The organism is Frigoribacterium sp. R86507, from assembly GCF_044597695.1.
Classification (GTDB): domain Bacteria; phylum Actinomycetota; class Actinomycetes; order Actinomycetales; family Microbacteriaceae; genus Frigoribacterium.
The window spans coordinates 1,149,661-1,174,494 of the sequence record NZ_CP139002.1 but is presented as its reverse complement, the minus strand read 5'-3'; the positions used below and the strand labels follow the sequence as shown (position 1 = coordinate 1,174,494).

Genomic DNA, 24,834 nt, shown 5'->3' with positions numbered 1-24,834 from the left:
TCCAACCTAGTCAGTTCTGGCGATCACCCATGACGCCGAACGCCCGCGTCAACCCCTCTTTCACGGGCTGCACCCGTTCGGGCAGGCGCAGGCTGCCCTGCGTCAACGACACCGAGCACTTCGGACCGTCGGTCGACACCACCCGGAGGCGCAGGGTGTCCCCGTGCGCGAGGGTCCAGTCGGCGGTCGGGCGCGTCGCCGACCGGGCGACGAGCTCGGGCGGGCCCCCGGCGTACCGGGCGAACCGGTCGACGGCGAGGTCGAACAGTTCGAGCGCTCCGCCCCGCAGGCTGCGGCCGACGGTGACCGCGTAGCTGCCGTCGGGCTGACGCCCCGGCGGCTCGACGCCGCGTTCTTGCTCGTAGCGCACCGTGATGCCCTCGGCCCACCACGGCACGACCTCGAACTCGTCGACCAGGAGGCGCGAGATCTGCTCGTGGGACAGTCGCGTCGCCCCCGCGGCGTCGAGCCGCGCGAACCACTCGGCCGCACTGCGCCCCGTGCCCGATCCGAGTCGGGCGTCGCTGAGCCGCTGCTCGACGCGCCCACGCTCGCCCCCGCCCGTACCGGAGGGCACGCCGCCGGAGCCGTTCCTGCGTCGGGGCACGGCTCAGCCGGCCTCGCCCTCGTCGGAGTGCAGCACGGCGGCGACGGACGCCCCGGCGAGGGCGTCGACGTCACTGACCCGGGCCACGGCGAGGAAGTCGTCGACGGTGAGCTGCTCGCCCCGCTGCGTCGGGGCGAGGCCGGCTCGCTCGAGGGCCTCGGACGCCGCGGCGGCCGAGCCGTAGAGGGACGACAGCGACTGGCGCAGCATCTTGCGTCGCTGCTGGAACGCGGCGTCGACGAGGGCGAACGTCGCCCGGCGCTCGAGTTCGCTGCCCCGGGCCGGCTTGCGGTCGAAGGCGACGAGGATGCTGTCGACGTTGGGCACCGGCCAGAACACCTGGCGGCTGACCTGGCCCGCGGCGCGGAACTCGCCGTACCACGCGGCCTTGAGGCTGGGACCGCCGTAGACCTTCGAGCCGGGCTCGGCGGCGAGACGCAGACCGACCTCGGACTGAACCATGACGAGCCCGTGCTCGAGCCCGCCGAAGTGCTCGAGGAAGTGCAGCAGCACCGGCACGCTGACGTTGTACGGCAGGTTCGCCACGAGGTGGGTGGGTTCGTCGGGAAGGGTCGTCACGCGCAGGGCGTCGTCGACCACGACGGTGAGGTCGGCCGCCGGCTGCAGTTGCGCGACGGTCTTCGGCAACTGCTCGGCGAGGCGCTTGTCGATCTCGACGGCCACCACCTTGGCACCCGCCTCGAGCAGGCCGAGGGTGAGCGAGCCGAGCCCGGGGCCGATCTCGACGACGGTCATGCCGGCCGAGACGCCCGACGCGGCGACGATGCGACGCACGGTGTTGGCGTCGTGGACGAAGTTCTGCCCGAGCTTCTTGGTCGGCTGGACGCCCAGCAGGTCGGCGAGGTCGCGGATCTCGGCGGGGCCGAGCAGGGTGGCGCGCGACATCAGCCCTCGACCGTCACGGGTTCGCTGTCCCAGGTGCCGTAGACCAGCTCGGTCGTCGACGAGATCTGGGCGGCCAGCATGGACACGTCGGTGCCGATCGTCTCGGCCATCGACCGCAACGTGAAGGGGATCAGGTACGGCGCGTTCGGGCGACCGCGATAGGGCACCGGTGTCAGGTAGGGCGCGTCGGTCTCGACCATGATCAGGTTGCGCGGCAGCTGCACGAGGGCGTCGCGCAGGGGCTGGGCGTTCTTGAACGTGACCGTGCCCGCGAAGGACGCGTACCAGCCGTTCTCGGCGAGGATGCTCGCCAGCTCGGGCCCGCCGCTGAAGCAGTGGAAGACGGTGCGTTCGGGAGCGCCCACCTCGAGCAGCAGGTCGACCACGTCGTCGTGGGCGTCGCGGTCGTGGATCTGCAGGGCCAGGCCGTGGCGCTTGGCGATCTCGATGTGACCGCGGAAGGCCTCGAGCTGGGCCGCGCGACCGTCGTCGCCGGTGCGGAAGAAGTCGAGGCCGGTCTCGCCGACCGCACGCACGCGCGGTCGGGCGGCGAGCTCGTCGAGCTCGGCCAGGGCGTCGTCGAGGGTGCCCGCGGCGGCGAGGGCGGGGGCCTCGTTCGGGTGGATCGCGACGGCGGCGAGCACACGGGGCTCGCGGCTGGCGATCTCGGCGGACCAGCGGGACGTCTCGAGGTCGGTGCCGACCTGCACGACACCGCGCACGCCCACGGCCGAAGCCCGGTCGAGGTGCTCGCGGTAGTCGAGGGGGCCGTCGCCGTCGTCTCCGACGCCGTCGGCGATCTCGAGGTGCGTGTGGTTGTCGTAGACCGGCACGACGAGCGGCTGAGGAGGCGCGGGGTAGGTCAGGTCGCGCTTCTGACCGTCGGCGCCCGACGAACGGTGTCGGACGTGCGTCGCCGGGTCCCCGGCAGTCGCGGCGCCGCCGGCCGGCCCGCCGGTCGCGCCGCCGCCGGACGTGACGTCGCTCATGCCGCGGGCTCGGGCTGTTCGATGCGCGGGAAGAGTCCGGCGGCGAGCGGCTGGACGTCGGGAGCGCTGGACCACTCGGCCGCCCTGTCGACGGGCTGACTGGTCAACTCGCCCTGCCCGATCGACTGCCACAGGGTGTGCGTGGCCGTCGGGATGAACGGCGACAGCAGCACGGTGAGGGTGCCCAGGCCCCGCAGGGCCGTGGCGAGGACGGTCGCGAGACGCTCGCGCTGCGACTCGTCTTTCGCGATGGCCCAGGGCTCTTGCTCGGTGATGTAGCCGTTCAGCTGGTCGACGAGCTGCCAGACGGAGGCCAACGCCTCGTTGATGGCGAAGCGGTCGATCGCCGCGTCGGCCTCGGCCGTGACGCGCAGCTCGGTCTCGCGTACGGCGAGGTCGGCCTCGGTCAGGTCGCCGGCGACGGGAACGGTGCCGTCGAAGTACCGGGTGATCATGGCCACGACGCGCGAGGCGAGGTTGCCGAACCCGTTGGCCAGCTCCGCCTGGTAGCGGGCCGCGATGTCTTCCCAGCTGAAGTTGCCGTCCTGGCCGAAGGTGATGGCGCGCATGAAGTAGTAGCGGAACGCGTCGGCCCCGAAGACGTCGGTGATCTGCTGCGGGGCGATGCCCGTGAGCTTCGACTTCGACATCTTCTCGCCGCCGACCAGCAGCCAGCCGTGACCGAAGACGTTCTTCGGCACCGGCAGCCCGGCCGCCATGAGCATGGCGGGCCAGATGACGGCGTGGAACCGCACGATGTCTTTTCCGACGAGCTGCACCGCCGGCCAGCGCCGCTGGAACTCGTCGTCGTCGACGCCGTAGCCGATCGCCGTGACGTAGTTGAGCAGGGCGTCGAACCACACGTAGACGACGTGCTTCTCGTCCCAGGGCACCTTGACGCCCCAGTCGAAGCTCTGGCGCGAGATCGAGAGGTCGCGCAGACCCTGCTTGACGAACGAGACGACCTCGTTGCGCACCGAGTCGGGCTGCACGAAGTCGGGCTGGGAGTCGTAGAGGTCGAGCAGTCGCTGCTCGAAGTCGCTCATGCGGAAGAAGTAATTGCTCTCTTGCAGCACCTCGACCGGGATGCTGTGGATCGCGCAGACCTGCTCGCCCTCGTAGGCGCCGGTGCCGGGCACGAGGTCGCTCGGCTGCTTGTACTCTTCGCAGCCGACGCAGTAGAAGCCCTCGAACTCGCCCTGGTAGATGAAGCCTTCGTCGTAGAGCTTCTGAAGGAACTTCTGCACGCCGGCCTCGTGGCGGGCGTCGGTGGTGCGGATGAAGTCGTCGTTGGCGATGTCGACCGTCTGCAGCAGGGGCTTCCAGGCCTCGGTGACGAGCTTGTCGGCCCACTCTTGCGGGGTGACGCCGTGGCTCGTGGCGGTGCGCAGGATCTTCTGACCGTGTTCGTCGGTGCCGGTCAGCAGCCAGGCGTCGTCACCCCGCTGACGGTGCCACCGGGCGAGCACGTCGGCTGCGACCTCGGTGTAGGCGTGACCGATGTGCGGCACGTCGTTGACGTAGAAGATGGGCGTTGCGATGAAGAAGGAGTCGCCGGCGGGCATGGGGACCATCTTAGGTGGGGGCACCGACGTGATGACGCGACCCGCGCCTCCTGCGTCCGCCGTCGGGGACGAGGAGGCGCGGGTCGCGTCGACCGGTCAGGTCGCGTCGTTCTCCTCGGTGCGGTCGTCGGAGCCCGCCCGTTCGCCCGCGTGCTCGCCCGGGTACTCGACGACGTCCATCCCGAGCACGTACTTGCCGCGGGCGTGGCCGTCCTCGAGGTCGCGGTAGGCGTCCTTCACCTCGTCGAGGGGGAAGATGCCGTCGATCGGCACCATGATCTTGTTCGTCGAGATCAGCTCGAGCAGCTCGGACAGGACCGCCTGGCTCGTGGCCTGGGCGCTGCCCTCGGCCTTCACGCCGTGCTCTTCGGCGGCCGCGAAGTCGATGATCGTGTCGATGCGCTGCGGGGCGACGCCGAGCTCGAGCGCGTAGCCGACGTTGCCCTGGCCGAAGCAGTCGACGTAGGCGTCGACGCCCTGCGGGGCCGCCTCACGGATGCGGTCGACGACGCCGTCGCCGTACTCGACGGGCGTGACGCCGAGCTGGCGCAGGAAGTCGTGGTTGCGCTCGCTCGCCGTGCCGATCACGGTGAGCCCGCCGAGGACGGCGAGCTGCGAGACCATCACGCCGACGCCTCCGGCCGCGGCCGAGACGACGAGCGTGTCGCCCTCGGTCGCCTGCACCGCGCGCAGGGCGGCGTAGGCGGTGGGCCCGGTCACGCTGATGCTGCCGGCGACCTCCCACGGCACGTTCTCGGGCTTGGCGACGAGCTCGTCGTGGTCGACGACGACGAACTCGGCGTGCGACGACCGGTTCGCCCAGCCGACGACCTCGTCGCCGACCGACCACTCGTCGACGCCCGCCCCGACCTCGTCGACGACGCCGGCGAAGTCCGTCCCCTGTCCCGACGGGAAGGCCGCCGGGAACGCGTCGTGCACCAGTCCGGCGCGGATGGCCGCCTCGCCGGGGTTCAGGCCCGCCGCCTTGACGGCGACCACGACCTGACCGGCACCCGCCTCGGGCTTCGCCACCTGCTCGACCTTCAGCTCGTCGATGTCGCCGTACTGCTCGAAACGGACCGCCTTCATGCCGTGCCTCCTGATCGTGGTGGGCCGCGCCTCCTGCGGGCACGTGCCTGCATCGAGCTTGCACCCGCCGCCCTGCGAGGGGTACGCGACGCCCTACGTGCGGGGCGGGCGGGCCGCGAGGGCGGCCTGGTAGAGGTCGCGCCTCGACAGTCCCGTGGCGGCGGCGACGTCGGTGGTCGCCTCTTTCAGGCGGGTGCCGTCGGCCACGAGGGCCTGCACCTGGGCGAGTCCGGCGGCCAGGTCGACGACGCGCTCGGGGGCGCCCTCGACCACGATGCAGATCTCGCCGCGCACGCCCTCGGCCGCCCACTCGGCGAGCTCGGCCGCGCTGCCACGGCGCACCTCTTCGTGCAGCTTGGTCAGCTCACGGCAGACGACGACGCGGCGCGAAGCCCCGAGGGCCGTCACGAGGTCGCCCAGCGAATCGGCCAGACGGTGCGGCGACTCGAAGAACACCATGGTGCGGCGTTCGTCGGCGAGCGCGCCCAGCACGCGCAGCCGGTCGCCTTGCTTCCGCGGCAGGAAGCCCTCGAAGCTGAAGCGGTCGGTGGGCAGTCCCGACACGGCGAGCGCGGTGAGCACCGCGGACGGTCCGGGGATCGCCGTGACGGTGACGCCCGCGGCGGCGGCCGCCTCGACGAGCGGGAACCCGGGGTCGCTGATGGCGGGCATGCCGGCGTCGGTGAGCACGACCACGTCGGAGGCGCGGGCCAGCTCGACGATCTCGCCCGCCTTCTCGCGCTCGTTGTGCTCGTGCAGGGCGATCAGGCGGGGGCGGTTCTCGACGCCCAGGGCGCGCATCAGGTGGATCGCCGTGCGCGTGTCCTCCGCGGCGACGACCTCGGCGTTCGACAGCGTCTCGATCAGGCGGCGGCTGGCGTCGCCGAGGTTTCCGATGGGGGTGGCGGCGAGCACGATCACCCGCCCATTGTCCCCCGGCCCCGGACCGCACAATTACGATGGCCCGATGACGACCGGGCCCGAGCGCGAATTCGACGCGCTCGTCGAGACCGACACCGCGCCTCCTGCCCGTCCGGTGGCCGGCGAGCCGGCCCCGGTGCCGTCCGGTCCGCTCGTCGGCCAGGCGGCCGTGACGCCCGTCGGCACGTCGGTCGACGACACGACGGCGGCCCACACCCGAGCGGCTCCCCAGACCCGGCTCGACGCCTGGTGGGGACTCGTGCTGCGCACCCCGGTCAGGAGGCGCGTCTGGGGCTGGGCGGGCCCCCTCGCGGTCACGCTGCTGGCCGCGGCGCTGCGGCTGTGGCATCTCAACTCGCCCGCGACGCTCGTGTTCGACGAGACCTACTACGTCAAGGACGCCTGGTCACTGTTCAACTTGGGCTACGAGGGGTCGTGGCCGGCCGACTACGACCCGACCTTCGCCGCCGGCGGGGTCGACGGGTTCCTCGCCGCACCGTCGTTCGTCGCCCACCCGCCCCTCGGCAAGTGGCTGATCGGCCTCGGCATGGCGGTGGTCGGACCCGAGAACCCGGCGAGCTGGCGCATCAGCACGGCCGTCGTGGGCATCCTCGCGGTCGCCCTGGTCGCGGTCATCGGGTCGCTGCTGCTGCGATCGACGCTGCTCGGCACGCTGGCGGGGTTCTTCCTCGCGATCGACGGGCACGCGATCGTCATGTCGCGGGTGGCCCTGCTCGACAACTTCGTGATGTTCTTCGGCCTGCTGGCCTTCGGGGCGGTGCTGCTCGACCGCCGGCAGAGCGCCCGGCGGCTCGAGGCCTGGCGGGCGAGGAGGCGCGGTGCCGGTCGCGACATCGCCTGGGGTCCTGCCCTCTGGGCGCGTCCCTGGCTGGTGACGGCCGGGCTGATGTGCGGCCTGGCGACGGCCGTCAAGTGGAACGGCCTGTACTTCCTGGCGTTCTTCGCGGTCTACACGGTGGTGGTCGACATGGTGGCGCGCCGCCGGGCCGGCGTGGAGTTCTGGCTGTCGGGCACGCTCTTCAAGCAGGCACCGGTGAGCTTCCTGCTGACCGTCCCCGTCGCCGTGGTGGCCTACCTGGCGAGCTGGACCGGCTGGTTCGTGACGTCGGGCGGCTACTACCGCAGCTGGGTCGAGGACGGCGGCGCCCGGTGGACGGGCGCCCTGGCGTGGGTGCCCGACGTCGTCCAGAACTTCTGGCACTACCAGGCGGGCGTCTACGGGTTCAACGTCGGCCTGCACACCCCCCACGCGTACCAGGCGAACCCGCTCACCTGGTTGCTGATGCTGCGACCGACGAGCATGTACTACCAGGGGTTCGACGAGGGCCAGGGCGGCTGCGAGGTGGCCCGGTGCGGCGAGGCGATCACCTCGGTCGCGAACCCGCTGATCTGGTACGCGGCGGTCGCGGCCTGCCTCTACCTCGTCTATCGCGTGGTGCGGTACCGCGAATGGCGCTACGGGGCGATCCTCGTCGGCGTCGCGGCGGCCTACCTGCCGTGGCTCGCGTTCACCGACCGGACGGTGTTCCAGTTCTACACGATCGCCTTCGAGCCCTACCTCGTGCTCGGTCTGGCCGCGGTGCTCGACATCGTCCTCGGTGGACGCACCGACGATCGGTCCCGTCGACTGAGCGGGATCGGTGTCACGGCGATCGTCGTCGTGGTCGCCGTCGTCGTGTCGGTGTTCTTCTACCCGCTGTGGACGGGGCAGCTCGAGGACTGGGAGTTCATCCGGTTGCACTACTGGATCCCCAGCTGGAAGTAGCCGCCGGGGCCCCGAGCGCTGCGGCCGCCGCCGCTGCCGTCGCCGCTGCCGCCGCCGCGGCCGCGGCCGTCGCCTAGAGCCGCAGGGCGAGCGCGTTCGCCGTGAGACCGGCCGCCGTGCCGCAGAGCAGGACGGTGTCGCCACGACCCAGGCGGCCGTCGTCGAGACAGCGGGCCAAGGTGTACGGCACCGACGCCGAGACCATGTTGCCGTACTCGGCCACGGCGTCGACGTACGTCCCGGGTGCCATGCCGAGTCGTCGCATGGCGATGCCCAGCGCTCCGCTCGCCTGGTGCGGCACGACGAGGTCGACGTCGTCGAGGCCGAGGCCGGCCTTCTCGAAGAACGCCGCGAAGAAGCCCGGCAGCACGGCCAGCATCCCCATCAGCGCCCGCCGGCCGTTCATGTCGAAGAGGTAGTCCCTCGGGTCACCGTCGGCGTACGCCTGCGCCGGGTGCCGCGACAGCCCGCCGCGGAGCTCGGTGTCGTGAGCGTGCGCCGGCCAGGTGCGCTGGAGGCTCGCGATCACGCCCGGCCCCTCGGGGTCGTCGGCGCCGCGGGTGAGGACCACGGCGGCCGCAGCGTCCGAGAACAACTCGAAGCTCTCGCGTTGGCCGGGGTCGAGGAACCTCGAGCCGACGTCGCCCGAGACGATCAGCACGTTCTCGTACTCGCCGTCGGCCAGGTAGCGGGAGGCGACGTCGACGGCCGTCACGAAGCTGGTGCAGGTCGAGTTGACGTCGAACGCCGCAGCCGCGGCACCCGGCGCGACGCGCTCCATGACCAGTGCGGCGGTGCACGGGATGGGCTGGACGCCGGCGGCGCAGGCCGCGATGACGCAGTCGACGTCGTCCGGGCGGAGGCCCGCGCGCTCGAGGGCCTGCTCGGCGGCCGCCGCCAGCATGTCGAGCTGCGAGGTGTGGTCGGCGACCCGGTACCGGGTCTGTGCTCCGAAGGTCACCACCTCGTCGGGCAGATAGGTGCCCCAACCGGCGATCTGGCAGTTCTTCATGGTCGTCCCCCTCGTGTCGACGCGCCCCGGACCCCCGCCGGTGCGCTCCTCAGAGTAGGTCCGACCGGGTCGGATGCGGGTCGTGGGCGAGCAGCAGCAGTGCGCCGGACCGTTCGGCCGCCAGGAGCGACCGGGCCGTGCGGGCCTGCGCGGCACCGTCGTGGGCCACCAGGCGGGGTACGGCACGGAGGCGGGCCTCGTGGCCCAGCAGGTCACGTCCCCAGGCCGCGTCGCCGGCGAGCACGACCCGCCCCTCGACGAGGGCTCCCAGGTGACCCCGGGCGTGGCCCGGCAGGTCGACGAGCAGGTAGCGGTCGTCGTCGAAGGGGTCGGCGACGCGCAGCCCGAACGGCCCGTCGACGAAGTCCGACACGACCGTCGCCCGGCCGACGTCGAACCCGTCGGGCAGCAGCCGCCGCAGCACGCCGTCGCGCAGCCGCGGCCTGCCCAGGGTGCGGGCCACTCCCTCGCTGAGGACGAGCGTCGCGTGCGGGAAGGACCGCAGGCCGCCGACGTGGTCGGGGTGCAGGTGCGACAGCACGACGTGGGTGACCGTGGCGGGGTCGACCTGCTCGGCGATCGTGGCGCCGGCGGGCACGGTCGGCGGCAGGAGGCGCCGGTAGGCCCAGGCCGCGGGCCCGGCCCGCCAGGGCAGCGGGGCGTAGCCGGTGTCGAAGAGGACCCGCCGGGTGGCGGACGTCCAGAGGAACGCCCCCGACGGGAAGACCCGTCGCCCCCGGACGCCACCGCGGGTCAGCAGGCCCATGTCGTGGCTGGTCTCGCCGCAGGCGAAGTACTCGAGGCGGGTCGTCGTCGGGTCGGACGGGTCGGGCACGTCGGCCCCGGGCGCGGCGGCGTCAGGCACGCGCGTACCCCGCGAGGCTCTCGTCGAGGGTGACCTCGGGCTCGTAGCCGAGCAGTCGCCGCGCCTTCGAGATGTCGAGGGTCTGCGAGTGCGCGATGGTCGTGACGGTGTACCGGGTCATCGGTGGCTCGGGGCGCCCCGGCAGCACCGAGCAGACGCCCTCGAGAGCGCCGGCGAGGGCGTAGGCGGCCCGCGCCGGGACGGGTCGACCCCGCAGGGGCAGGCCGAGACCGCGCAGCAGCTGCTCGAGGACCTCGCCGAACGGCCGGGGGTCGCCGTTCGTGACGTTGAACGCCTCGCCGTGCACCCCCTCGGCCGTGGCCGCCAGCCGGACGGCGAGCGCGACGTTCTCGACCGACGTCAGGTCGACGAGCCCGCGTCCGCCCCGCATCAGCGGCACCCCGACCCGGGCGTGGACGCGCAGCAGCCGCGGGACGAGGCTCGGGTCGCCCGGCCCGACGATGCCCCTCGGCCGGAGGACGACGATCTCGGGCGCGTCCGACCGGTCGGCGGCGGCCGACAACAACTCCTCGGCCGCGAGCTTCGAGCGGATGTACTCGTTCATGGGTCGTCGCGCGTCGACCTCGTCCTCGCGGATGCCCACCCGGTCGCGGGGAGCCGCGTAGATCCCCGGCGACGACAGGTGCACGAGACGCCGCGCGCCCACCCGCCGGGCGAAGTCCAGCACCCGGGCGGTGCCGGTCACGTTGGCGTGCTCGAACTCGGCCCGGCGACCCCACGGCGACGAGAGCGCCGCGCAGTGCACGACGACGTCGACCCGGTGGGAGGCGCGGGCGAGGTCGTCGAGGTCGCCCACGAAGGTCTCGCCCCCGCTCGGCAGACGGTCGGCCCGACGGCCCGCCGCGACGACGTCGTGGCCGCGGCGGCGCAGGTCGCGGACGACGTGACCCCCCACGAACCCGCTGGCACCGGTGACGAGGTAGGAGTCCATGCCCGAATGCTAGACGGATCGGTCCCTAGGATCGGACCGTGCGCATCGCCCTCGTGACCGACTACTACCCGCCCACGCTCGGCGGGGTGCAGACCGCGGTGAAGGCGCTCGCCGAGGCCCTCACGGCAGCCGGTCACGAGGTCACGGTCTTCTGCCCGCTGGCCGCGCCGTCCGACGACGCCCGGGTGGTCGCGCTGCCGGTGGCGAGGTGGTTCCGCCCCGACGGCTACCCGTTCGCCTGGTCGCCGCGCCGCGTCGCCGACCGGCTGCGCCGCGAGTTCGTCGAACGCCGCATCGAGGTGGTGCACACGCACTCCGAGATGTTCGCCGCGCTCGGTGCCATCACGGCGGCCCGGTCGCTCGGTCTGCCCGTCGTCCACACGATGCACGGCCGCGTCGACGTCTACACGGCTCACGCCCTGCCCCTCCCCTCGGTGACCACGGCCCTGCTCGGCGCCCTCCACGCGCGGCACGTGAGCCGGCGGGGGCTCCGGGTCGAGCCCGGTTCGCCCTACACGGCGACCGTCTCGGCCCGCCGGATGTGGCGGCTCATGCTCGCCCAGTCCCGGGCGAGCGCCCACGTCTTCGTCCCCTCCGCCCACTTCGCCCGCAAGCTCGTCGACCAGGGCGTGACGACCCCGGTCAGCGTGTCCTCGAACGGACTCCAGCCCTCGGTGCTGGCGGCGATCGGCGAACCCGCGCCGCGCCTCCTCGTCCCCGGCGAGACGGTGACCGTCGTCTGGGTGGGGCGACTCTCGCGTGAGAAGAGGCCCGCAGCGCTGGTCGAGGCCGCGCGCCGACTCGGGTCGGCCGTGCGGGTCGACGTCTACGGCGACGGCCCCGAGCGGCGGGCGCTCGAGCGGCTGGGCGGGCCCGTGACGCTGCACGGAGCCGTGCCGCACGCCGAGGTGCTAGCCGCCATGCGCCGCAGCCACCTGCTCGTCTCGAGCTCGGTCGACTTCGACAACCAACCCATGGTGATGCTCGAGGCGATGGCGACGGGACTGCCCGTCCTGTACTGCGACCCCGACCTCGCCGAGGTGGTGCCGCCCGGTGGCGGATTCGTCACCCCGACGCCCGACGTCGAGGGCATCGTCGACGAGGTCCGTCGGCTGGTGCGCGAACCGGACGCCGTCGGCGCGGCGAGCGCCGTCATGGTGGCCGAGCGCGACCGCGCGGCGCAGCACGTCGACGACGCCCTCGAGGTCTACGCGCGGGTCGTGGCCCGCGGCTGACCGACGACTCCTCCCCCGCAGGAGGCGCGGGTCGGCCGTGTTCCGCCGTGTGACGTCCCGGGTCCCCGCGTGACGCCCAGCGGCTAGCGTGGGGGCATGGCAGATCGTGAGTACGGCTTCCGCACGCGGGCGATCCACGCGGGCAACATCCCCGACGCGGCGACGGGAGCGCGGGCGCTGCCCATCTACCAGACCAGCGCCTTCGTGTTCGACGACACGGACGACGCCGCGGCGCGGTTCGCCCTGCAGAAGTACGGCAACATCTACAGCCGCCTCGCCAACCCGACCACCGCCTCCTTCGAGGAGCGCGTCGCCAGCCTCGAGGGGGGCCTCGGTGCCGTCGCCACGGCGAGCGGGCTCAGCGCCCAGTTCGTCACCTTCGCCTCGCTGGCCGGCGCGGGCGACCACATCGTCGCCAGCGCGAACCTCTACGGCGGGTCGATCACCCAGCTCGACGTCACCCTGCGTCGCTTCGGCGTCGAGACGACCTTCGTGCAGTCCTCCGACCCGGCGGACTACGCCGCCGCGATCCGCCCCGAGACGAAGCTGCTGTTCGTCGAGACCGTCGCGAACCCGTCCGGCGAGGTCGCCGACCTCGAGGGCCTCGCCGACGTCGCCCACGCGCACGGCCTGCCGTTGATCGTCGACTCGACCATCGCCACGCCCTACCTCAACCGGCCGATCGAGTGGGGTGCCGACGTCGTCGTGCACTCGGCCACGAAGTTCCTCGGCGGGCACGGCACCACCCTCGGCGGCGTCGTCGTCGAGTCCGGCCGCTTCGACTGGGACAGCGAGCGCTTCCCGCTCTTCGACCAGGCCGTGCCGAGCTACGGCGGGCTGAACTGGTCGGGCAACTTCGGCGAGTACGCCTTCCTCACCCGGTTGCGCGCCGAGCAGCTGCGCGACATCGGGCCGGCCCTCGCTCCGCACTCGGCCTTCCTGCTCGCCCAGGGCGTCGAGACCCTGCCGTTCCGCATGCAGGCGCACGTGGACAATGCCCGCCAGGTCGCCGAGTGGCTCGACGCCGACCCGCGCATCGAACGCGTCCGCTGGGCCGGGCTTCCCGGGCACCCCCACCACGACCGTGCGGCGAAGTACCTGCCGAAGGGGCCCGGCTCGGTCTTCACCTTCGAGCTGAAGGGCGGTCGTCCGGCCGGCAAGACCTTCATCGAGTCGGTCGAGCTCGCCAGCCACCTCGCCAACATCGGCGACGCGAAGACCCTCGTCATCCACCCGGGCTCGACCACCCACGCCCAGCTCAGCGAGCAGCAGCTCGTCGACGCGGGCGTGCTGCCCGGCTCGGTGCGCATCAGCGTCGGCATCGAAGACCCCGACGACATCATCCACGACCTCGACCAGGCGCTGGCCGCGGCGACGAAAGGCGAGTGACCCGACGTGACCGACACCGTCACCACGCAGCTGACCAACGGGCTGACCTGCGAGCTGCCCTCGTCGTCCCCCCTCGCCAAGCTGCTCAAGTCGCAGCGCACCTGGGTCGGGCCGTCCGCCCGCGAGCGCCAGGCCATCCTGCGGTCGGCGAAGAGCGTCGCCGTCGTCGGCGCCTCGCCGAACCCGAGCCGGTCGAGCTCGTTCGTCGGCACGTACCTGCAGCAGTCGACCGACCTGCGCGTCTACTTCGTCAACCCCCGCGCCGACACGATCCTCGGTCAGAAGGCCTATCCCGACCTGGCGTCGCTGCCCGAGGTGCCCGACATCGTCGACGTGTTCCGCAAGGCCGCCGACATCCCGTCGGTGGTCGACGAGGTGCTCGCGATCGGGGCGAAGACCATCTGGGTGCAGTTGGGCATCTACAACGAAGAGGCCGCCCGCCACGGCGAAGAGCAGGGGCTCACCGTCGTGATGGACCGCTGCATGAAGGTCGAGCACGCCCGGTTCAACGGCGGGCTGAACCTGATGGGCTTCGACACCGGCGTCATCACCGCGAAGAAGGCCGGTCGCTGAGACGACCGACCGGGCCCGTCCACCCGCTCGGGGTCGCTGCACCGCAGACCCTGTGACGCTTCATTGCGGACTCACCGGGCGATGTCACCGGTGGGCGTTACCGTGGCCCGCATGGCACCCGTCCTCACCTCACCCGTCGTCTCGGCGCAGTGGTTGGCCGACCACCTCGGCGCCGACGACCTGACGATCGTCGACGCGACCGTGCTCGTCGACCTCGGGCTCGACGGCGACGACGACCACGCGTCCGTCGCCTACGCCACCGGTCGTGACGGGTTCGAGCGCGACGGGCACGTCCCCGGGGCGGTCCTGGCCGATCTGGTCGCGGAGTTCAGCGACCCCGACTCCGGCCTGCCCTTCACCCGTCCCGGCGCCGCGCGCTTCCAGGCCGCGGTCGCCGCCCTCGGCGTCTCGAACGACAGCACCGTCGTGGTCTACGACACCGTCGACGGCCGCTGGGCGTCCCGCCTGTGGTGGCTGTTCCACGCCTACGGGCACGACGCCGTGGCAGTGCTCGACGGCGGGTGGTCGCAGTGGCTCGCCCACGGCAAGCCCTACGACCTGGGTCGCACCGACCCCGTGCCGGCACGGTTCGCCGCAACCGAACGCCCCGAGCACTGGGTCGACAAGGCCTTCGTCGAGTCGGTCCTCGCCGGCGACGAACGAGCGGCCCTCGTCTCCGGGTCGCCCCGTGACGAGTTCGACGGGACGTCGAGCCGGCTGCCCCGTGCCGGGCACATCCCCGGCAGCGTCAACGTGCCGGCCGAGACCCTGTTGGCCGACGACGGCACGCTGGCCCGCGACCCCGTGCTCCACGACCGCCTCGCCGTCGTCCCCGACGAGCCCCGCACGGTCGTCTACTGCGCCACGGGCGTCTCGGCCAGCGTCGACGCGCTCGCCCTCGCGGTCCTCGGACGGTCCGGCGTCTCGGTCTACGACGGCTCGCTCTCCGAGTGGGTCGCCGATCCGGCGGCACCGCTCCTGCCCGCCGCCGCCTGAGTCCCCGGGCGTCCTCCGGGCGCCCCCGCCCGTCGTCCCGCCCGAGACGCCGCCCGACGCGATCGGGCGGTCAGCCCTCGAGCAGCAGCCCGTCGAGGTCGTCGACGGTCGTGACCGGCAGTCGGCAGACGAAGTCGCGGCACAGGTACGCGGTGGGCACGCGCCCGGGGGCCGAGCGGCCCGCGAACAACTCGAAGCCCGCGTGCTCGAACGCGACCAGCGCCTCCTCGTCCAGCACGGCGACGACGCTGCCGGGGCGGACGAGACCCCGCGCCCGTCGGGCGAGGCCACCGTCGGCGCGGTCCGCACGTGACGGCTCGACCACGACCAGCTGCGTCAGCGACGCCTCGAGCTCGACGAGCAGCCCGAAGGCGGCTCCGTAGGCGAGCGGGTTGTCGAGGGCCGAACCGGCCACCTCGGCGGCGAGCCGCTCGGCGACGGACCGGTAGCGCGCCTCCCCGGTGAGCTGGTGCAGCGTGAGCGCGGCCGCCGCGACCGCACTGCGTCCCGACGGGTAGGCTCCCTCGCTCGGGTCGCTCGACAGGGCCACACCCTGCGAGACGAGCACCGGGTCACCGCCCGAGGGCGCCGCGACGATCCTCGGGTCGGCGTCGTCGAGCAGGCAGGCGTCGACGAACGACCGGGCGGCGACCGCGTACCGGGCTTCGCCCGTCGCCAGCGACAGGGCCAGCAGGCCGGACGCGAACAGGCCGTGGTCCTCGAGGGTCGCCACGGCGTCCGACACGGTCGACCCCACGGAGGCGCGCAACAGCCGGCCGTCGTCCGTCACGTGACGTGCGAGCAGCAGGTCGGCCGCGCCCCGCGCCGTCTCGACCCACTCGGGCCGGACGTGTCGCGCCCCCGCCTCGGCGAGCGCCGCGATCGCCAAGCCGTTCCAGCCCGTGAGCACCTTGTCGTCGACGGGCGGCGGGTCGAGGGCGGCTCGGCCCGCGGCGTCCCGTCGGTAGTAGCCGCCCTCGTCGCGGACGCCGTCGATCGTGCTCTCGCTGTCCTGCGCCGAGCCGAAGGCCCCGTCGGCCGTGCGCAGTCGGGAACTCAGGAAATCGGCGACCCCGGCGGCGATCCGGGCCGGATGCGTGTCGATCTCCTGAGTTGCCGACGTCGGCGCGGTGCCCGACGTGGCATCGGCACCCGGGGCCGCAGCAGCGTCCGGGCCCGCGTCGAGCACCGCCAGCCGCGAGTAGGCGAGCAGCAGCTGGGCGTTGTCGTAGAGCATGCGCTCGTAGTGCGGCTCGGACCAGTCGCGCCGGACCGCGTACCGGAAGAACCCGCCCTCGACCGGGTCGCGCAGCGGCGACGCGGCCATCCGCGTGAGCGTCCGCGACACGAGTTCGAGTGCACCGTCGTCTCCCCCGGCGCCGAGGGCGAGCAACGCCAGCTGGGCCGGCGCCGTTGGGAACTTCGGGGCCCCGCCGAAGCCGCCGTGCTCGCGGTCCTCGTGGGCCGCGAGGCGGGCGACGGCGTGGGCCAGCTCGGGGCGCCCCGGCAGGGCGACCCCGGCACCGGGACCAGGAGGCGCGGTGCCGGTGACCGACGCGGGCCCCGCGGCCAGCGCCTCCTGCACCGCCGACGCGGTCGCGTCGACCTCGGTCCGCCTGGTGGTCCAGGCGTCGGTGACGGCGTCGAGCACCTGTCGGAACGACGGCCGACCCTGCACGGGCACCGGCGGGAAGTACGTGCCGGCGTAGAAGGGCCGACCCTCGGGCGTGACGAAGACGGTCAGCGGCCAGCCGAGCCCCTCGGTGAAGGCGGAGGCGGCGGCGAGGTAGCTCGAGTCGACGTCGGGGTGCTCCTCGCGGTCGACCTTGACCGAGACGAATCCGGCCGAGAGCTGCGCCGCGACCTCGGGGTCGGAGAAGCTCTCGCGCGCCATGACGTGGCACCAGTGGCAGGTCGAGTAGCCGATCGAGACCATCACGGGCACGTCTCGCTCGGCGGCCTCGGCGAACGGCCCCGGCCCCCAGGCGCGCCACTCGACCGGGTTGTCGGCGTGCGACCTGAGGTAGGGGCTGACGGCGTCTCGCAGCTGGTTCGGCATGCGGGCCACGGTAGGCGTCAGCGCGCGGGGACGTCCCTCAGGGGTGCACCGTCGTACTCGCTGAGGGGACGGATCAGCGAGTTGGCCTCGCGCTGCTCGATGACGTGGGCGCTCCAGCCGAGGACGCGCGACGCGACGAAGAGCGGCGTGAAGACCGGGGTCTCGAAGCCCATCAGGTGGTACGCCAGCCCGGACGGGTAGTCGACGTTGGGCTTCAGGCCCTTGCGTTCGAACACCGTCGCGGCGACGACGTCGTAGGTCTCCTTGAGCCCGTCGACCCGATCGTCGCCCTGCTCGCGGGCCCGGTCGACGAGGCGGCCGAGGGCGTCCTCCATCGTGGGCACCCGGCTGTCGCCGTTCTTGTAGACCCGGTGGCCGAAGCCCATGATCTTCTCCTTGCGGGCGAACGCGTCGTCGAGCCAGGCCACCGCGCCGTCGGCCGGTCCGACGCGGTCGAGCAGCTCGAGCGCGGCCTCGTTGGCACCGCCGTGCAACGGGCCCTTGAGGGCGCCGATCGCGCCGACGATCGACGAGTGCAGGTCGGACAGCGTCGAGGCGATCACCCGCGCCGTGAAGGTCGAGGCGTTGAACGAGTGCTCGGCGTAGAGGGTCATCGAGGTGTCGAACGCCTCGACGTCGAGCGCATCGGGCTCGCGGTCGAACACCTGGTGCAGGAAGTCGGCGCTGTAGCCGAGGTCGTCGCGCGGCGGCACCGGCGGCAGGTCGTGGCGGCGCCGCTGGTCGTAGGCGATCACGGCGGGCAGCACGGCGAACAGGTGCGTGGCGAGTCGACGCGTGTCGGCGACGTCGTAGGCACCCGCACCCGTCGTCGGTTCGGGCCGGGCGGCCCCGATGGCGCTGACCGCGGTGCGCACGACGTCCATCGGGTGGGCCGAGGTCGGGATCAGGTCGATGAGGTGCTGCAGCCCGGGGGCGAGCGCGCGGTGCGCGCGGAGTTCGGCGTCGAAGTCGCGCCGCTCGTCGGCGGTGGGCAGCTCGCCGTGCAGCAGCAGCCAGGCGACGTCTTCGACGTCCCGCTCGGCGGCGAGCTGCTGCACCGGATAGCCACGGTAGAGCAGGGAGTTGCTGGCCGCGTCGACCTTCGAGACCGCCGTCCGGTCGACCGTGACGCCGGCCAGGCCCTTGTGGATCTCGGGGCCGTCGGAGGCGGCCGGGGCGGGTGCGGTGATGGTGTCGCTCATGTCACTCCTTCGTGATGAGACGGGCCCGCCGGGACGGGCCGGTCGTGCGCGGCCGGGGCCCCGACACGATCGTCGAGGCTCCACTCTAGGTGGAGGGCACTCCCGACCGGGAGGGGCCCGGGGTCGACGTGACCGGGCGTCAGCTGCCCGAGCGCGCCTCCTGCGGGGTCCCGAAACGGTCGACGAGCTCGCGCTTGAGCACCTTGCCGCTGGGGCCGAGGGGCAGGGCCTCGAGGACGTGGACGATGCGGGGGAACTTGTAGGCCGCGATCTCGTCGGCGACGAACGCGACCAGCTCGTCGGGGGTGGCCGTGGCGCCGTCGCGCAGGACGACGGCCGCCTCGATCTCTTGCCCGTGCAGCTCGTGCGGTACGCCGAAGACGGCCGCCATCGTGACGTCGGGGTGCAGTGCGAGGACCTCTTCGACCTGCCGCGGGTACACGTTGTAGCCGTTGCGGATGATCATGTCCTTCGTGCGGTCGACGATCGTCAGGTAGCCGTCGTCGTCCTTCGTGCCGAGGTCGCCCGTGCGGAACCAGCCGTCGACGATCGCCTTCGCGGTGTCGTCGGGACGGTTGAGGTAGCCGTTCATCAGGTTGTGGCCGCGGATGACGAGCTCGCCGATCTCGCCGTGCGGCAGCAGCACGATCGAGTCCTCGACGTGCTGGTCGGCGATCTCGACGTCGACGCCCCAGATCGGTGTGCCGATGGTGCCGGGCCGCGGCGGTACCCCGACGTGGTTGAAGGTGGCGACGGGCGAGGTCTCGGTCAGGCCGTAACCCTCGTGGATCGGTGCGTCGTACACCTGCTGGAACTTCTCGAGCACCGCGAGAGGCAGGGACGCCCCGCCCGAGACGGCGTAGCGCAGCGGCGGACGCGCCTCGCTGCGGGTGGCGGCGGCGATGAGGGCCATGTACATCGTGGGCACGCCCATGAACACCTCGCAGCCGTGCTCGACCATCGCGGCGAGCGCCGCGTCTCCGTCGAACTTCGGCAGCATGACGATGGTCGCGCCGACCCGGAACCCGGTGTTCATCGTGCAGGTCTGCCCGAAGGTGTGGAACAGCGGCAGCGCACCGAGCAGCACGTCGCCCCGGTGCATGTCGAACGTCGTCATCAGGTTGGTGTTGACCTGCTCGATCAGCGCGAGGTGCGACCCCTCGGCGCCCTTGGGCTGGCCGGTCGTGCCGCTCGTGTAGAGGATCGTGGCGGTGTCGAAGGGGTCGCGGGGAACGTAGGTGTCGAGCGGTTCGGCGGCCGAGGCGAGGTCTTCCAGGCGGTCGGGCGCGGGGGCGGGCTCGGCGGCGCCCGCTGCGCCTGCCGCGTCTGCGGCGCCACCGGCAGGAGGCGCGAGCACGGTGAGGACGTCGACCCCGGCCAGCTGCCCTCCCGCACCTCCTTCGCCGAGCAGCGGCGCGGCGCAGACGAGCAGGCGGGAGCCGCTGTCGCGCAGCACGTACTCGATCTCGTGGCGCTTGAGCAGGGCGTGGACGGGCACGGCGACCGCGCCGAGCGCGAGCGTCGCGTAGTAGACCCGCGGGAAGTCGGCCACGTTCGGGACGAGCATGGCGACCCGGTCCCCGGGGCCGACGCCCCGGGCGCGGAGGGCGCCGGCGTAGGCCAGCGTCTGCTGCCACAGCTCGGCGTAGGTGGTCGAGGTGGGCCCGACGATGACGGCGACGTCGTCGGGGTGGCGGGCGGCCGACTCGGCCAGGATGGCCGCGACCGACGCGGTGGCGTGGCCTCGGGGGCTGGGTGCTGATGACATCTGTGTCTCTCCGTCTCCGTCGACGTGCAGTCTGCCGCGATCCTACGACGCGACGCCCGACGACCCGCCCAGCCCGCGCCTCCTGCACTCGGTCACTCGAGGCCGTAGCTGCCGTCGGCGTACTCGGACCAGTGGCTGCGTCCGACGCCCAGTTCGCTCTGGTTCTTGCCTCGTCGCCCCCGGGCGGTCGACCGCCGGGCATGGCTCTGCCCGGCGAAGGCGTCACCGGGTGCGGGGAGCATGCCCCGCCGGGCTCGGGCCGGGAAGACGTCGGCGCCGAAGCCGAGCTCGCGGGTGGGGGCGTGCTCGCGCCAGGCCGTGCGCAACTCGGCGAGCGAGTCGTCGACGCGGTCCCACCAGTCGTCCCGCAGCCGATACCAGCGCCGCGGGCCGTCGACCAGGAGGTCGACGAATCCCGAGTCGTGCAGGACGGACAGGTGCTCGGAGACCGACGACCAGCCGATGCCGTACGAGTCGTACGCCATGGTCGCGAGGTCGCCCGAGGTCGTCTCGCCGGTGCAGAGCAGGTGGACGAGGTACTGCCGGGCCGGGTGCGCCAAGACGGCGAGGGGGTCCATCGCGCGCTTGCTCACGGCCGGTGACCCGCTGCCGTGGGTCGTCCGCCCCGCCGACCGTCCGCCCGGCGCCACACGCACGGCTCCTGCGGTCTTCCCGGTTTCCCTGATCCGGTACGTACCGGATCAGCACTCCTCGATCCGGTACGTACCGGATCAGCGAAAGTGAGGTGCCAGGTCGTCGGAGGGACGGCCGGACCTCCGCCGGGAGCGTCTCGCAGCGGCCGAGCACGACGGCGGGTACAGGTGCGGGTGCGGGTGCGGGTGCGAAGCGAAAGACGTGTCTGCATGAGGCGACGATGACGGCTCGCCGACCCGCGCCTCCTCGTCCCCCACCGGACCTGTGCAGGACCGACGCGGAGACGCCGTCGGGGGCGACACGACCGGCGCGCCCCCCGCCCAGCCCGGGCGGCTTACGATGGAGGGCTCATGATCCCCACCATCACGTATCCCGCCGAGCTGCCGGTCAGCCAGAGACGCGACGACATCGCCGCGGCGATCCGTGACAACCAGGTCGTCATCGTCGCCGGCGCCACCGGCTCGGGCAAGACGACCCAGCTGCCCAAGATCTGCCTCGAGCTCGGTCGCACCAAGATCGGCCACACCCAGCCGCGACGCATCGCGGCCCGCACGATCAGCGAACGCATCGCCGAAGAACTCGGCGACGAGGTCGGCGGCGTGGTCGGGTACCAGGTGCGCTTCACCGACAAGGTCGGCGCCGACACCCAGATCAAGCTGATGACCGACGGCATCCTGCTCAACGAGATCCACTTCGACCGCGAGCTCGAACGCTACGACACGATCATCATCGACGAGGCCCACGAGCGCAGCCTCACCATCGACTTCCTGCTCGGCTACCTCAAGCAGCTGCTGCCCCGCCGCCCCGACCTCAAGCTGATCATCACCAGCGCCACGATCGACCCCGAGTCGTTCTCGAAGCACTTCGGCGACGCGCCCATCGTCGAGGTCTCGGGTCGCACCTACCCGGTCGAGGTCCGCTACCGACCGCTCGTCGCCGACGACACCACGAGCGACGACGACGGCGACCTCGACGACGACGACGACGACCGCCCCTCGGGTCGGCAGGGCGACCGGCAGGAGGCGCGGACCGGCGACCGCAGGCAGCGTGCCGACGACAAGGACTACCTCCAGGGCATCAACGAGGCCCTCGACGAACTCGCGCGCGAGTCGAGCGGCGACGTCCTGGTCTTCCTCAGCGGCGAGAACGAGATCCGCGACGCCGAAGAGAGCATCCGCGGCCGCAACCTGCCGCACACCGAGGTGCTGCCCCTCTACGGCCGACTGAGCGCCGCCGACCAGCACCGCGTCTTCCAGCCCAGCACGACCGCCGGCACCCGCAGGCGCATCGTCCTCGCGACCAACGTCGCCGAGACCAGCCTCACCGTGCCCGGCATCAAGTACGTGATCGACGCCGGCACGGCCCGCATCAGCCGCTACTCGACCCGGGCCAAGGTGCAGCGCCTGCCGATCGAGGCCATCTCGCAGGCGAGCGCCAACCAGCGGTCCGGTCGCTCCGGTCGCACGAGCAGCGGCATCGCGATCCGCCTCTACAGCGAGACCGACTTCGAGAAGCGTCCCGAGTTCACCGAGCCCGAGATCCTGCGGACCAACCTCGCCGCGGTCATCCTGCAGATGATCTCGCTGAACCTCGGCGACATCGCCGCCTTCCCCTTCCTGCAGCCGCCCGACTCCCGCGGCATCAAGGACGGCCTCGACCTGCTGCGCGAGCTCGGCGCCGTCACCCAGGGCGGCCAGATCACGCGTGTCGGCAAACAGCTCACCCGGCTGCCGATCGATCCGCGCCTCGCCCGCATGGTCGTCGAGTCGAAGACGCAGGGCACGACGCGCGAGGTGCTCGCCATCGTTTCGGCGCTGAGCATCCAGGACCCCCGCGAGCGCCCCCTCGAGCGACGCGCCCAGGCCGACGAGAAGCACTCGCGCTTCCGAGACCCCAAGGGCGACTTCCTCACCCTGCTCAACCTGTTCGAGTACCTCGAGGACAAGCAGAGAGAGCTCAGCGGCAACGCCTTCAAGCGTCTCTGCCGGGACGAGTTCCTCAACTACCTGCGCATCCGCGAGTGGCAGGACGTCTACCGCCAACTCACCCGCGCAGCCCGTCCCCTCGGGCTGCACGTCGGCGAGCGCAGCGCGAACCCCGACGGCGTGCACCGCAGCCTGCTGGCCGGCCTACTCAGCCAGATCGGCCTGTTCGACCCGCAGAAGAAGGACTTCGTCGGCGCCCGCCAGACGAGGTTCCTGATCTTCCCGGGCAGCAGCCTCGCGAAGAAGCCGCCGGCGGCCGTGATGACCGCCGAACTGGTCGAGACCAGCCGCCTGTTCGCCCGGGTCGCCGGCTCGATCGACCCGGCCTGGGCCGAACCGCTCGCACCCGACCTGGTGAAGCGCAGCTACGGCGAGCCCCACTGGGAGAAGAAGCAGGGGGCCGTCGTCGCCTACGAGCGCGTCACGCTCTACGGCGTGCCCATCGTCGAGCGACGGCGCATCCAGTTCTCCCGCATCGACCCCGCCTACGCCCGCGAACTGTTCATCCGGCACGCGCTCGTCGAGGGCGACTGGGAGGGGCACCAGGCCTTCGAGCAGAAGAACCAGCAGCTGATCCGCGAGCTGACCGAGGTCGAAGAGCGCACCCGCCGCCGCGACATCCTGGTCGACGGCGACGCCGCGTTCGAGTTCTTCCAACGGCGCATCCCGGCCGACGTCGCCAGCATGCGCGACTTCGAGGGCTGGTGGCGCAAGGCCAAGGTCGACACCCCCGACCTGCTCACCATGACCGCCGCCGACCTGCTCGGGGACGACGAACCCGACGTCGACGAACAGGGCTTCCCGAGCACGTGGCAGCAGGGCGACCAGACGTTGACTCTGCGCTACAAGTTCGAGCCGGGGGCCGACGACGACGGCGTGACCGTGATCGTCCCGCTACCCCTGTTGCCGCGCCTCCGTCCGGTCGGGTTCGACTGGCAGGTGCCGGGGCTGCGCGACGAGCTGGTCACGTCGCTGATCAAGTCGTTGCCGAAGCAGATCCGCAAGAACGTGGTCCCCGCCGCCGACTGGGCGTCGAAGATCACCGACGAGCTGCCCGACGCACCGCCCGCCGACGTCGACGAGCCGTTCACGGCGACCGTGGCCGCGGCGATCAAGAAGCTCACCTACACGCCCGTCACGACCGACGACTTCGACCTGCACCGCGTGCCCGCCCACCTGCGGGTCACGTACGCGGTGGTCGACGAGCGGGGCCGCACGGTCGGTGCCGACAAAGACCTGGACGCGCTGCAGCATCGGTTGCGCGACGCCACGCGCGACAGCGTCGCCCGCGTCACGCAGGGCGGCGGGCGCGACGAACGCGGCCGCGGCCGGGGTCGCGGACGAGGAGGCGCGGGTGGCGACACCACGCCCGTCGCGCCTCGCCCCACGAGCTCGATCGAGCGCGAGGGCCTGACGTCGTGGGACTTCGACGAGCTCCCCGCCGTCGTCGACACCCGCCACGGCGACACCGTCATCCGCGCCTACCCGGCCCTGGTCGACCACGGCGACTCGGTCTCGATCACGTTGATGGCGACGCCCGCCGACCAGGCCCTCGCGACCCCGAAGGGCGTGCGGCGCCTGCTGATGCTGGCGACCCCGTCGCCCGTGGCCTACGTGCAGCAGCACCTGACGAGCGCCGAGAAGCTCATCCTGGCGACGAGTCCGTACCAGAACACGTCGGCGCTCTTCGCGGACTGCCTCGTGGCCGTCGTCGACGACGTGCTGTTCCGGGTGAAGCCCGACGGCATGGTGATGACCAAGAAGGAGTTCCTCTCGACGCGCGACCGGGTGTCGGGGGCCGTGATGGACCAGATGTTCCAGACCGTCTCGCTCGTCGCCCGCACGCTGACCGCCGCCCGCGACGCCGACAAGGCGATGAAGGGTGCCACGTCGATGACCCTCCTCGCCGCGTTGACCGACATGCGCCAGCAACGCGACCGGCTGATCCGTCCGGGCTTCGTGTCGCAGACCGGGCTCCAGCAGCTGCAGCGCGTGCCGGTGTACCTCGTGGGCATCACGAAGCGCACGGCGAAGCTGCTCGAGAACCCCGGGCGGGACCGCGTCTGGCTGAGCGAGGTGCAGCAGGCGACCGAGCGGTACGAGGCCGCGGGCGGGACGTTCCCGCCCTCCGACACCGCGCCTCCTGCGCTCGTCCGCGCCCGCTGGATGATCGAGGAGTTCCGCCTCAGCCTGTTCGCACAGGACCTGCGCCCGAGCGAGAGCGTCTCGTTGCAGCGCATCGTCAAGGTGCTCGCCTCCGCCTGAGCGGGGCCCCGGGGTC

The 24,834-nt window shown here is 72.4% G+C and carries 19 protein-coding genes; 6 read left to right on the top strand and 13 right to left on the bottom strand.

Annotation, left to right across the window (positions count from 1 at the left end):
- Nucleotides 1-10: 10 nt before the first annotated feature.
- The 6 genes from SJY14_RS05645 to rsmI all read right to left on the bottom strand — a co-directional run bounded on the left by SJY14_RS05645 (nucleotide 11) and on the right by rsmI (nucleotide 6,077).
- Nucleotides 11-577, bottom strand: a complete 567-nt coding sequence (locus SJY14_RS05645; RefSeq protein ID WP_396600033.1) for a hypothetical protein — start codon at nucleotides 575-577, stop codon at nucleotides 11-13.
- A 33-nt stretch (nucleotides 578-610) separates the two neighbouring features.
- Nucleotides 611-1,513: a 16S rRNA (adenine(1518)-N(6)/adenine(1519)-N(6))-dimethyltransferase RsmA gene (gene rsmA / locus SJY14_RS05640; protein WP_396600032.1), complete on the bottom strand. Its 903-nt coding sequence runs from the start codon at nucleotides 1,511-1,513 to the stop codon at nucleotides 611-613.
- Nucleotides 1,513-2,502 carry a TatD family hydrolase gene (locus SJY14_RS05635; RefSeq protein WP_396600031.1) on the bottom strand — a complete coding sequence of 330 codons (990 nt, stop codon included), beginning with the start codon at nucleotides 2,500-2,502 and terminating at the stop codon, nucleotides 1,513-1,515. Before SJY14_RS05635 ends, rsmA begins: the two co-directional genes overlap by 1 nt.
- Nucleotides 2,499-4,067, bottom strand: coding sequence for a methionine--tRNA ligase (gene metG, locus SJY14_RS05630; protein ID WP_396600030.1), 1,569 nt, complete (start codon nucleotides 4,065-4,067; stop codon nucleotides 2,499-2,501). Before metG ends, SJY14_RS05635 begins: the two co-directional genes overlap by 4 nt.
- Before the next feature lie 96 nt (nucleotides 4,068-4,163).
- Nucleotides 4,164-5,156, bottom strand: coding sequence for an NADP-dependent oxidoreductase (locus SJY14_RS05625; protein WP_071256990.1), 993 nt, complete (start codon nucleotides 5,154-5,156; stop codon nucleotides 4,164-4,166).
- 93 nt (nucleotides 5,157-5,249) lie between these two features.
- Nucleotides 5,250-6,077, bottom strand: a complete 828-nt coding sequence (rsmI, locus tag SJY14_RS05620; protein WP_071256988.1) for a 16S rRNA (cytidine(1402)-2'-O)-methyltransferase — start codon at nucleotides 6,075-6,077, stop codon at nucleotides 5,250-5,252.
- Between the two features lie 46 nt (nucleotides 6,078-6,123).
- Between rsmI and SJY14_RS05615 the strand changes: the two genes are divergently transcribed.
- Nucleotides 6,124-7,863, top strand: a complete 1,740-nt coding sequence (locus SJY14_RS05615; RefSeq protein WP_396600029.1) for a dolichyl-phosphate-mannose--protein mannosyltransferase — start codon at nucleotides 6,124-6,126, stop codon at nucleotides 7,861-7,863.
- A gap of 73 nt (nucleotides 7,864-7,936) precedes the next feature.
- On the opposite strand, the gene SJY14_RS05610 is transcribed toward SJY14_RS05615, so the two are convergent.
- From SJY14_RS05610 to SJY14_RS05600, 3 genes are read right to left on the bottom strand one after another with little or no spacing between them, the layout of a single operon-like run.
- A complete protein-coding gene (locus SJY14_RS05610) occupies nucleotides 7,937-8,875 on the bottom strand; it encodes a 3-oxoacyl-[acyl-carrier-protein] synthase III C-terminal domain-containing protein (RefSeq protein WP_396600028.1) in 939 nt (312 codons plus the stop codon).
- Nucleotides 8,876-8,924: 49 nt separating this feature from the next.
- Nucleotides 8,925-9,740, bottom strand: a complete 816-nt coding sequence (locus SJY14_RS05605) for an MBL fold metallo-hydrolase (protein ID WP_396600027.1) — start codon at nucleotides 9,738-9,740, stop codon at nucleotides 8,925-8,927.
- Nucleotides 9,733-10,692, bottom strand: a complete 960-nt coding sequence (locus SJY14_RS05600) for an NAD-dependent epimerase/dehydratase family protein (protein WP_396600026.1) — start codon at nucleotides 10,690-10,692, stop codon at nucleotides 9,733-9,735. Before SJY14_RS05600 ends, SJY14_RS05605 begins: the two co-directional genes overlap by 8 nt.
- Nucleotides 10,693-10,730: 38 nt before the next feature.
- Here SJY14_RS05600 and SJY14_RS05595 point away from each other — a divergent pair, with 38 nt between their 5' ends.
- The 4 genes from SJY14_RS05595 (at nucleotide 10,731) to SJY14_RS05580 (ending at nucleotide 14,885) form a co-directional block, all read left to right on the top strand.
- Nucleotides 10,731-11,927: a glycosyltransferase gene (locus SJY14_RS05595; protein ID WP_396600025.1), complete on the top strand. Its 1,197-nt coding sequence runs from the start codon at nucleotides 10,731-10,733 to the stop codon at nucleotides 11,925-11,927.
- Nucleotides 11,928-12,023: 96 nt separating this feature from the next.
- Complete coding sequence (locus SJY14_RS05590; protein ID WP_396600024.1) at nucleotides 12,024-13,316, top strand: O-acetylhomoserine aminocarboxypropyltransferase/cysteine synthase family protein; 1,293 nt, start codon at nucleotides 12,024-12,026, stop codon at nucleotides 13,314-13,316.
- 42 nt (nucleotides 13,317-13,358) lie between these two features.
- On the top strand, nucleotides 13,359-13,889 hold the full coding sequence (locus SJY14_RS05585; protein WP_369814175.1) for a CoA-binding protein: 531 nt from the start codon (nucleotides 13,359-13,361) through the stop codon (nucleotides 13,887-13,889).
- A gap of 111 nt (nucleotides 13,890-14,000) precedes the next feature.
- A complete protein-coding gene (locus SJY14_RS05580) occupies nucleotides 14,001-14,885 on the top strand; it encodes a sulfurtransferase (protein ID WP_396600023.1) in 885 nt (294 codons plus the stop codon).
- 70 nt (nucleotides 14,886-14,955) lie between these two features.
- On the opposite strand, the gene SJY14_RS05575 is transcribed toward SJY14_RS05580, so the two are convergent.
- The 4 genes from SJY14_RS05575 to SJY14_RS05560 form a co-directional block, all read right to left on the bottom strand.
- Nucleotides 14,956-16,944 carry a thioredoxin domain-containing protein gene (locus tag SJY14_RS05575; protein ID WP_396600022.1) on the bottom strand — a complete coding sequence of 663 codons (1,989 nt, stop codon included), beginning with the start codon at nucleotides 16,942-16,944 and terminating at the stop codon, nucleotides 14,956-14,958.
- Between the two features lie 17 nt (nucleotides 16,945-16,961).
- Nucleotides 16,962-18,146 (bottom strand): bifunctional 2-methylcitrate synthase/citrate synthase, encoded by a 1,185-nt coding sequence (locus tag SJY14_RS05570; protein WP_071256980.1) that lies wholly within the window; start codon nucleotides 18,144-18,146, stop codon nucleotides 16,962-16,964.
- A gap of 139 nt (nucleotides 18,147-18,285) precedes the next feature.
- Nucleotides 18,286-19,914 carry a long-chain fatty acid--CoA ligase gene (locus tag SJY14_RS05565; protein WP_071256978.1) on the bottom strand — a complete coding sequence of 543 codons (1,629 nt, stop codon included), beginning with the start codon at nucleotides 19,912-19,914 and terminating at the stop codon, nucleotides 18,286-18,288.
- Nucleotides 19,915-20,006: 92 nt separating this feature from the next.
- Nucleotides 20,007-20,507 carry a helix-turn-helix transcriptional regulator gene (locus tag SJY14_RS05560; protein ID WP_071256975.1) on the bottom strand — a complete coding sequence of 167 codons (501 nt, stop codon included), beginning with the start codon at nucleotides 20,505-20,507 and terminating at the stop codon, nucleotides 20,007-20,009.
- A gap of 411 nt (nucleotides 20,508-20,918) precedes the next feature.
- On the opposite strand from SJY14_RS05560, the gene hrpA reads away from it, so the two are divergent.
- Nucleotides 20,919-24,818: an ATP-dependent RNA helicase HrpA gene (gene hrpA / locus SJY14_RS05555; protein ID WP_071256973.1), complete on the top strand. Its 3,900-nt coding sequence runs from the start codon at nucleotides 20,919-20,921 to the stop codon at nucleotides 24,816-24,818.
- Nucleotides 24,819-24,834: the final 16 nt, after the last annotated feature.

Excerpts from the sequence above, each read along its gene's own strand:
- rsmA (WP_396600032.1), bottom strand. The coding sequence starts at position 1,513 with ATGTCGCGCGCCACCCTGCTCGGCCCCGCCGAGATCCGCGACCTCGCC.
- SJY14_RS05635 (WP_396600031.1), bottom strand. The coding sequence starts at position 2,502 with ATGAGCGACGTCACGTCCGGCGGCGGCGCGACCGGCGGGCCGGCCGGC.
- metG (WP_396600030.1), bottom strand. The coding sequence starts at position 4,067 with ATGCCCGCCGGCGACTCCTTCTTCATCGCAACGCCCATCTTCTACGTC.
- SJY14_RS05625 (WP_071256990.1), bottom strand. The coding sequence starts at position 5,156 with ATGAAGGCGGTCCGTTTCGAGCAGTACGGCGACATCGACGAGCTGAAG.
- SJY14_RS05615 (WP_396600029.1), top strand. The coding sequence starts at position 6,124 with ATGACGACCGGGCCCGAGCGCGAATTCGACGCGCTCGTCGAGACCGAC.
- SJY14_RS05610 (WP_396600028.1), bottom strand. The coding sequence starts at position 8,875 with ATGAAGAACTGCCAGATCGCCGGTTGGGGCACCTATCTGCCCGACGAG.
- SJY14_RS05600 (WP_396600026.1), bottom strand. The coding sequence starts at position 10,692 with ATGGACTCCTACCTCGTCACCGGTGCCAGCGGGTTCGTGGGGGGTCAC.
- SJY14_RS05590 (WP_396600024.1), top strand. The coding sequence starts at position 12,024 with ATGGCAGATCGTGAGTACGGCTTCCGCACGCGGGCGATCCACGCGGGC.
- SJY14_RS05580 (WP_396600023.1), top strand. The coding sequence starts at position 14,001 with ATGGCACCCGTCCTCACCTCACCCGTCGTCTCGGCGCAGTGGTTGGCC.
- SJY14_RS05575 (WP_396600022.1), bottom strand. The coding sequence starts at position 16,944 with ATGCCGAACCAGCTGCGAGACGCCGTCAGCCCCTACCTCAGGTCGCAC.
- SJY14_RS05570 (WP_071256980.1), bottom strand. The coding sequence starts at position 18,146 with ATGAGCGACACCATCACCGCACCCGCCCCGGCCGCCTCCGACGGCCCC.
- SJY14_RS05565 (WP_071256978.1), bottom strand. The coding sequence starts at position 19,914 with ATGTCATCAGCACCCAGCCCCCGAGGCCACGCCACCGCGTCGGTCGCG.
- hrpA (WP_071256973.1), top strand. The coding sequence starts at position 20,919 with ATGATCCCCACCATCACGTATCCCGCCGAGCTGCCGGTCAGCCAGAGA.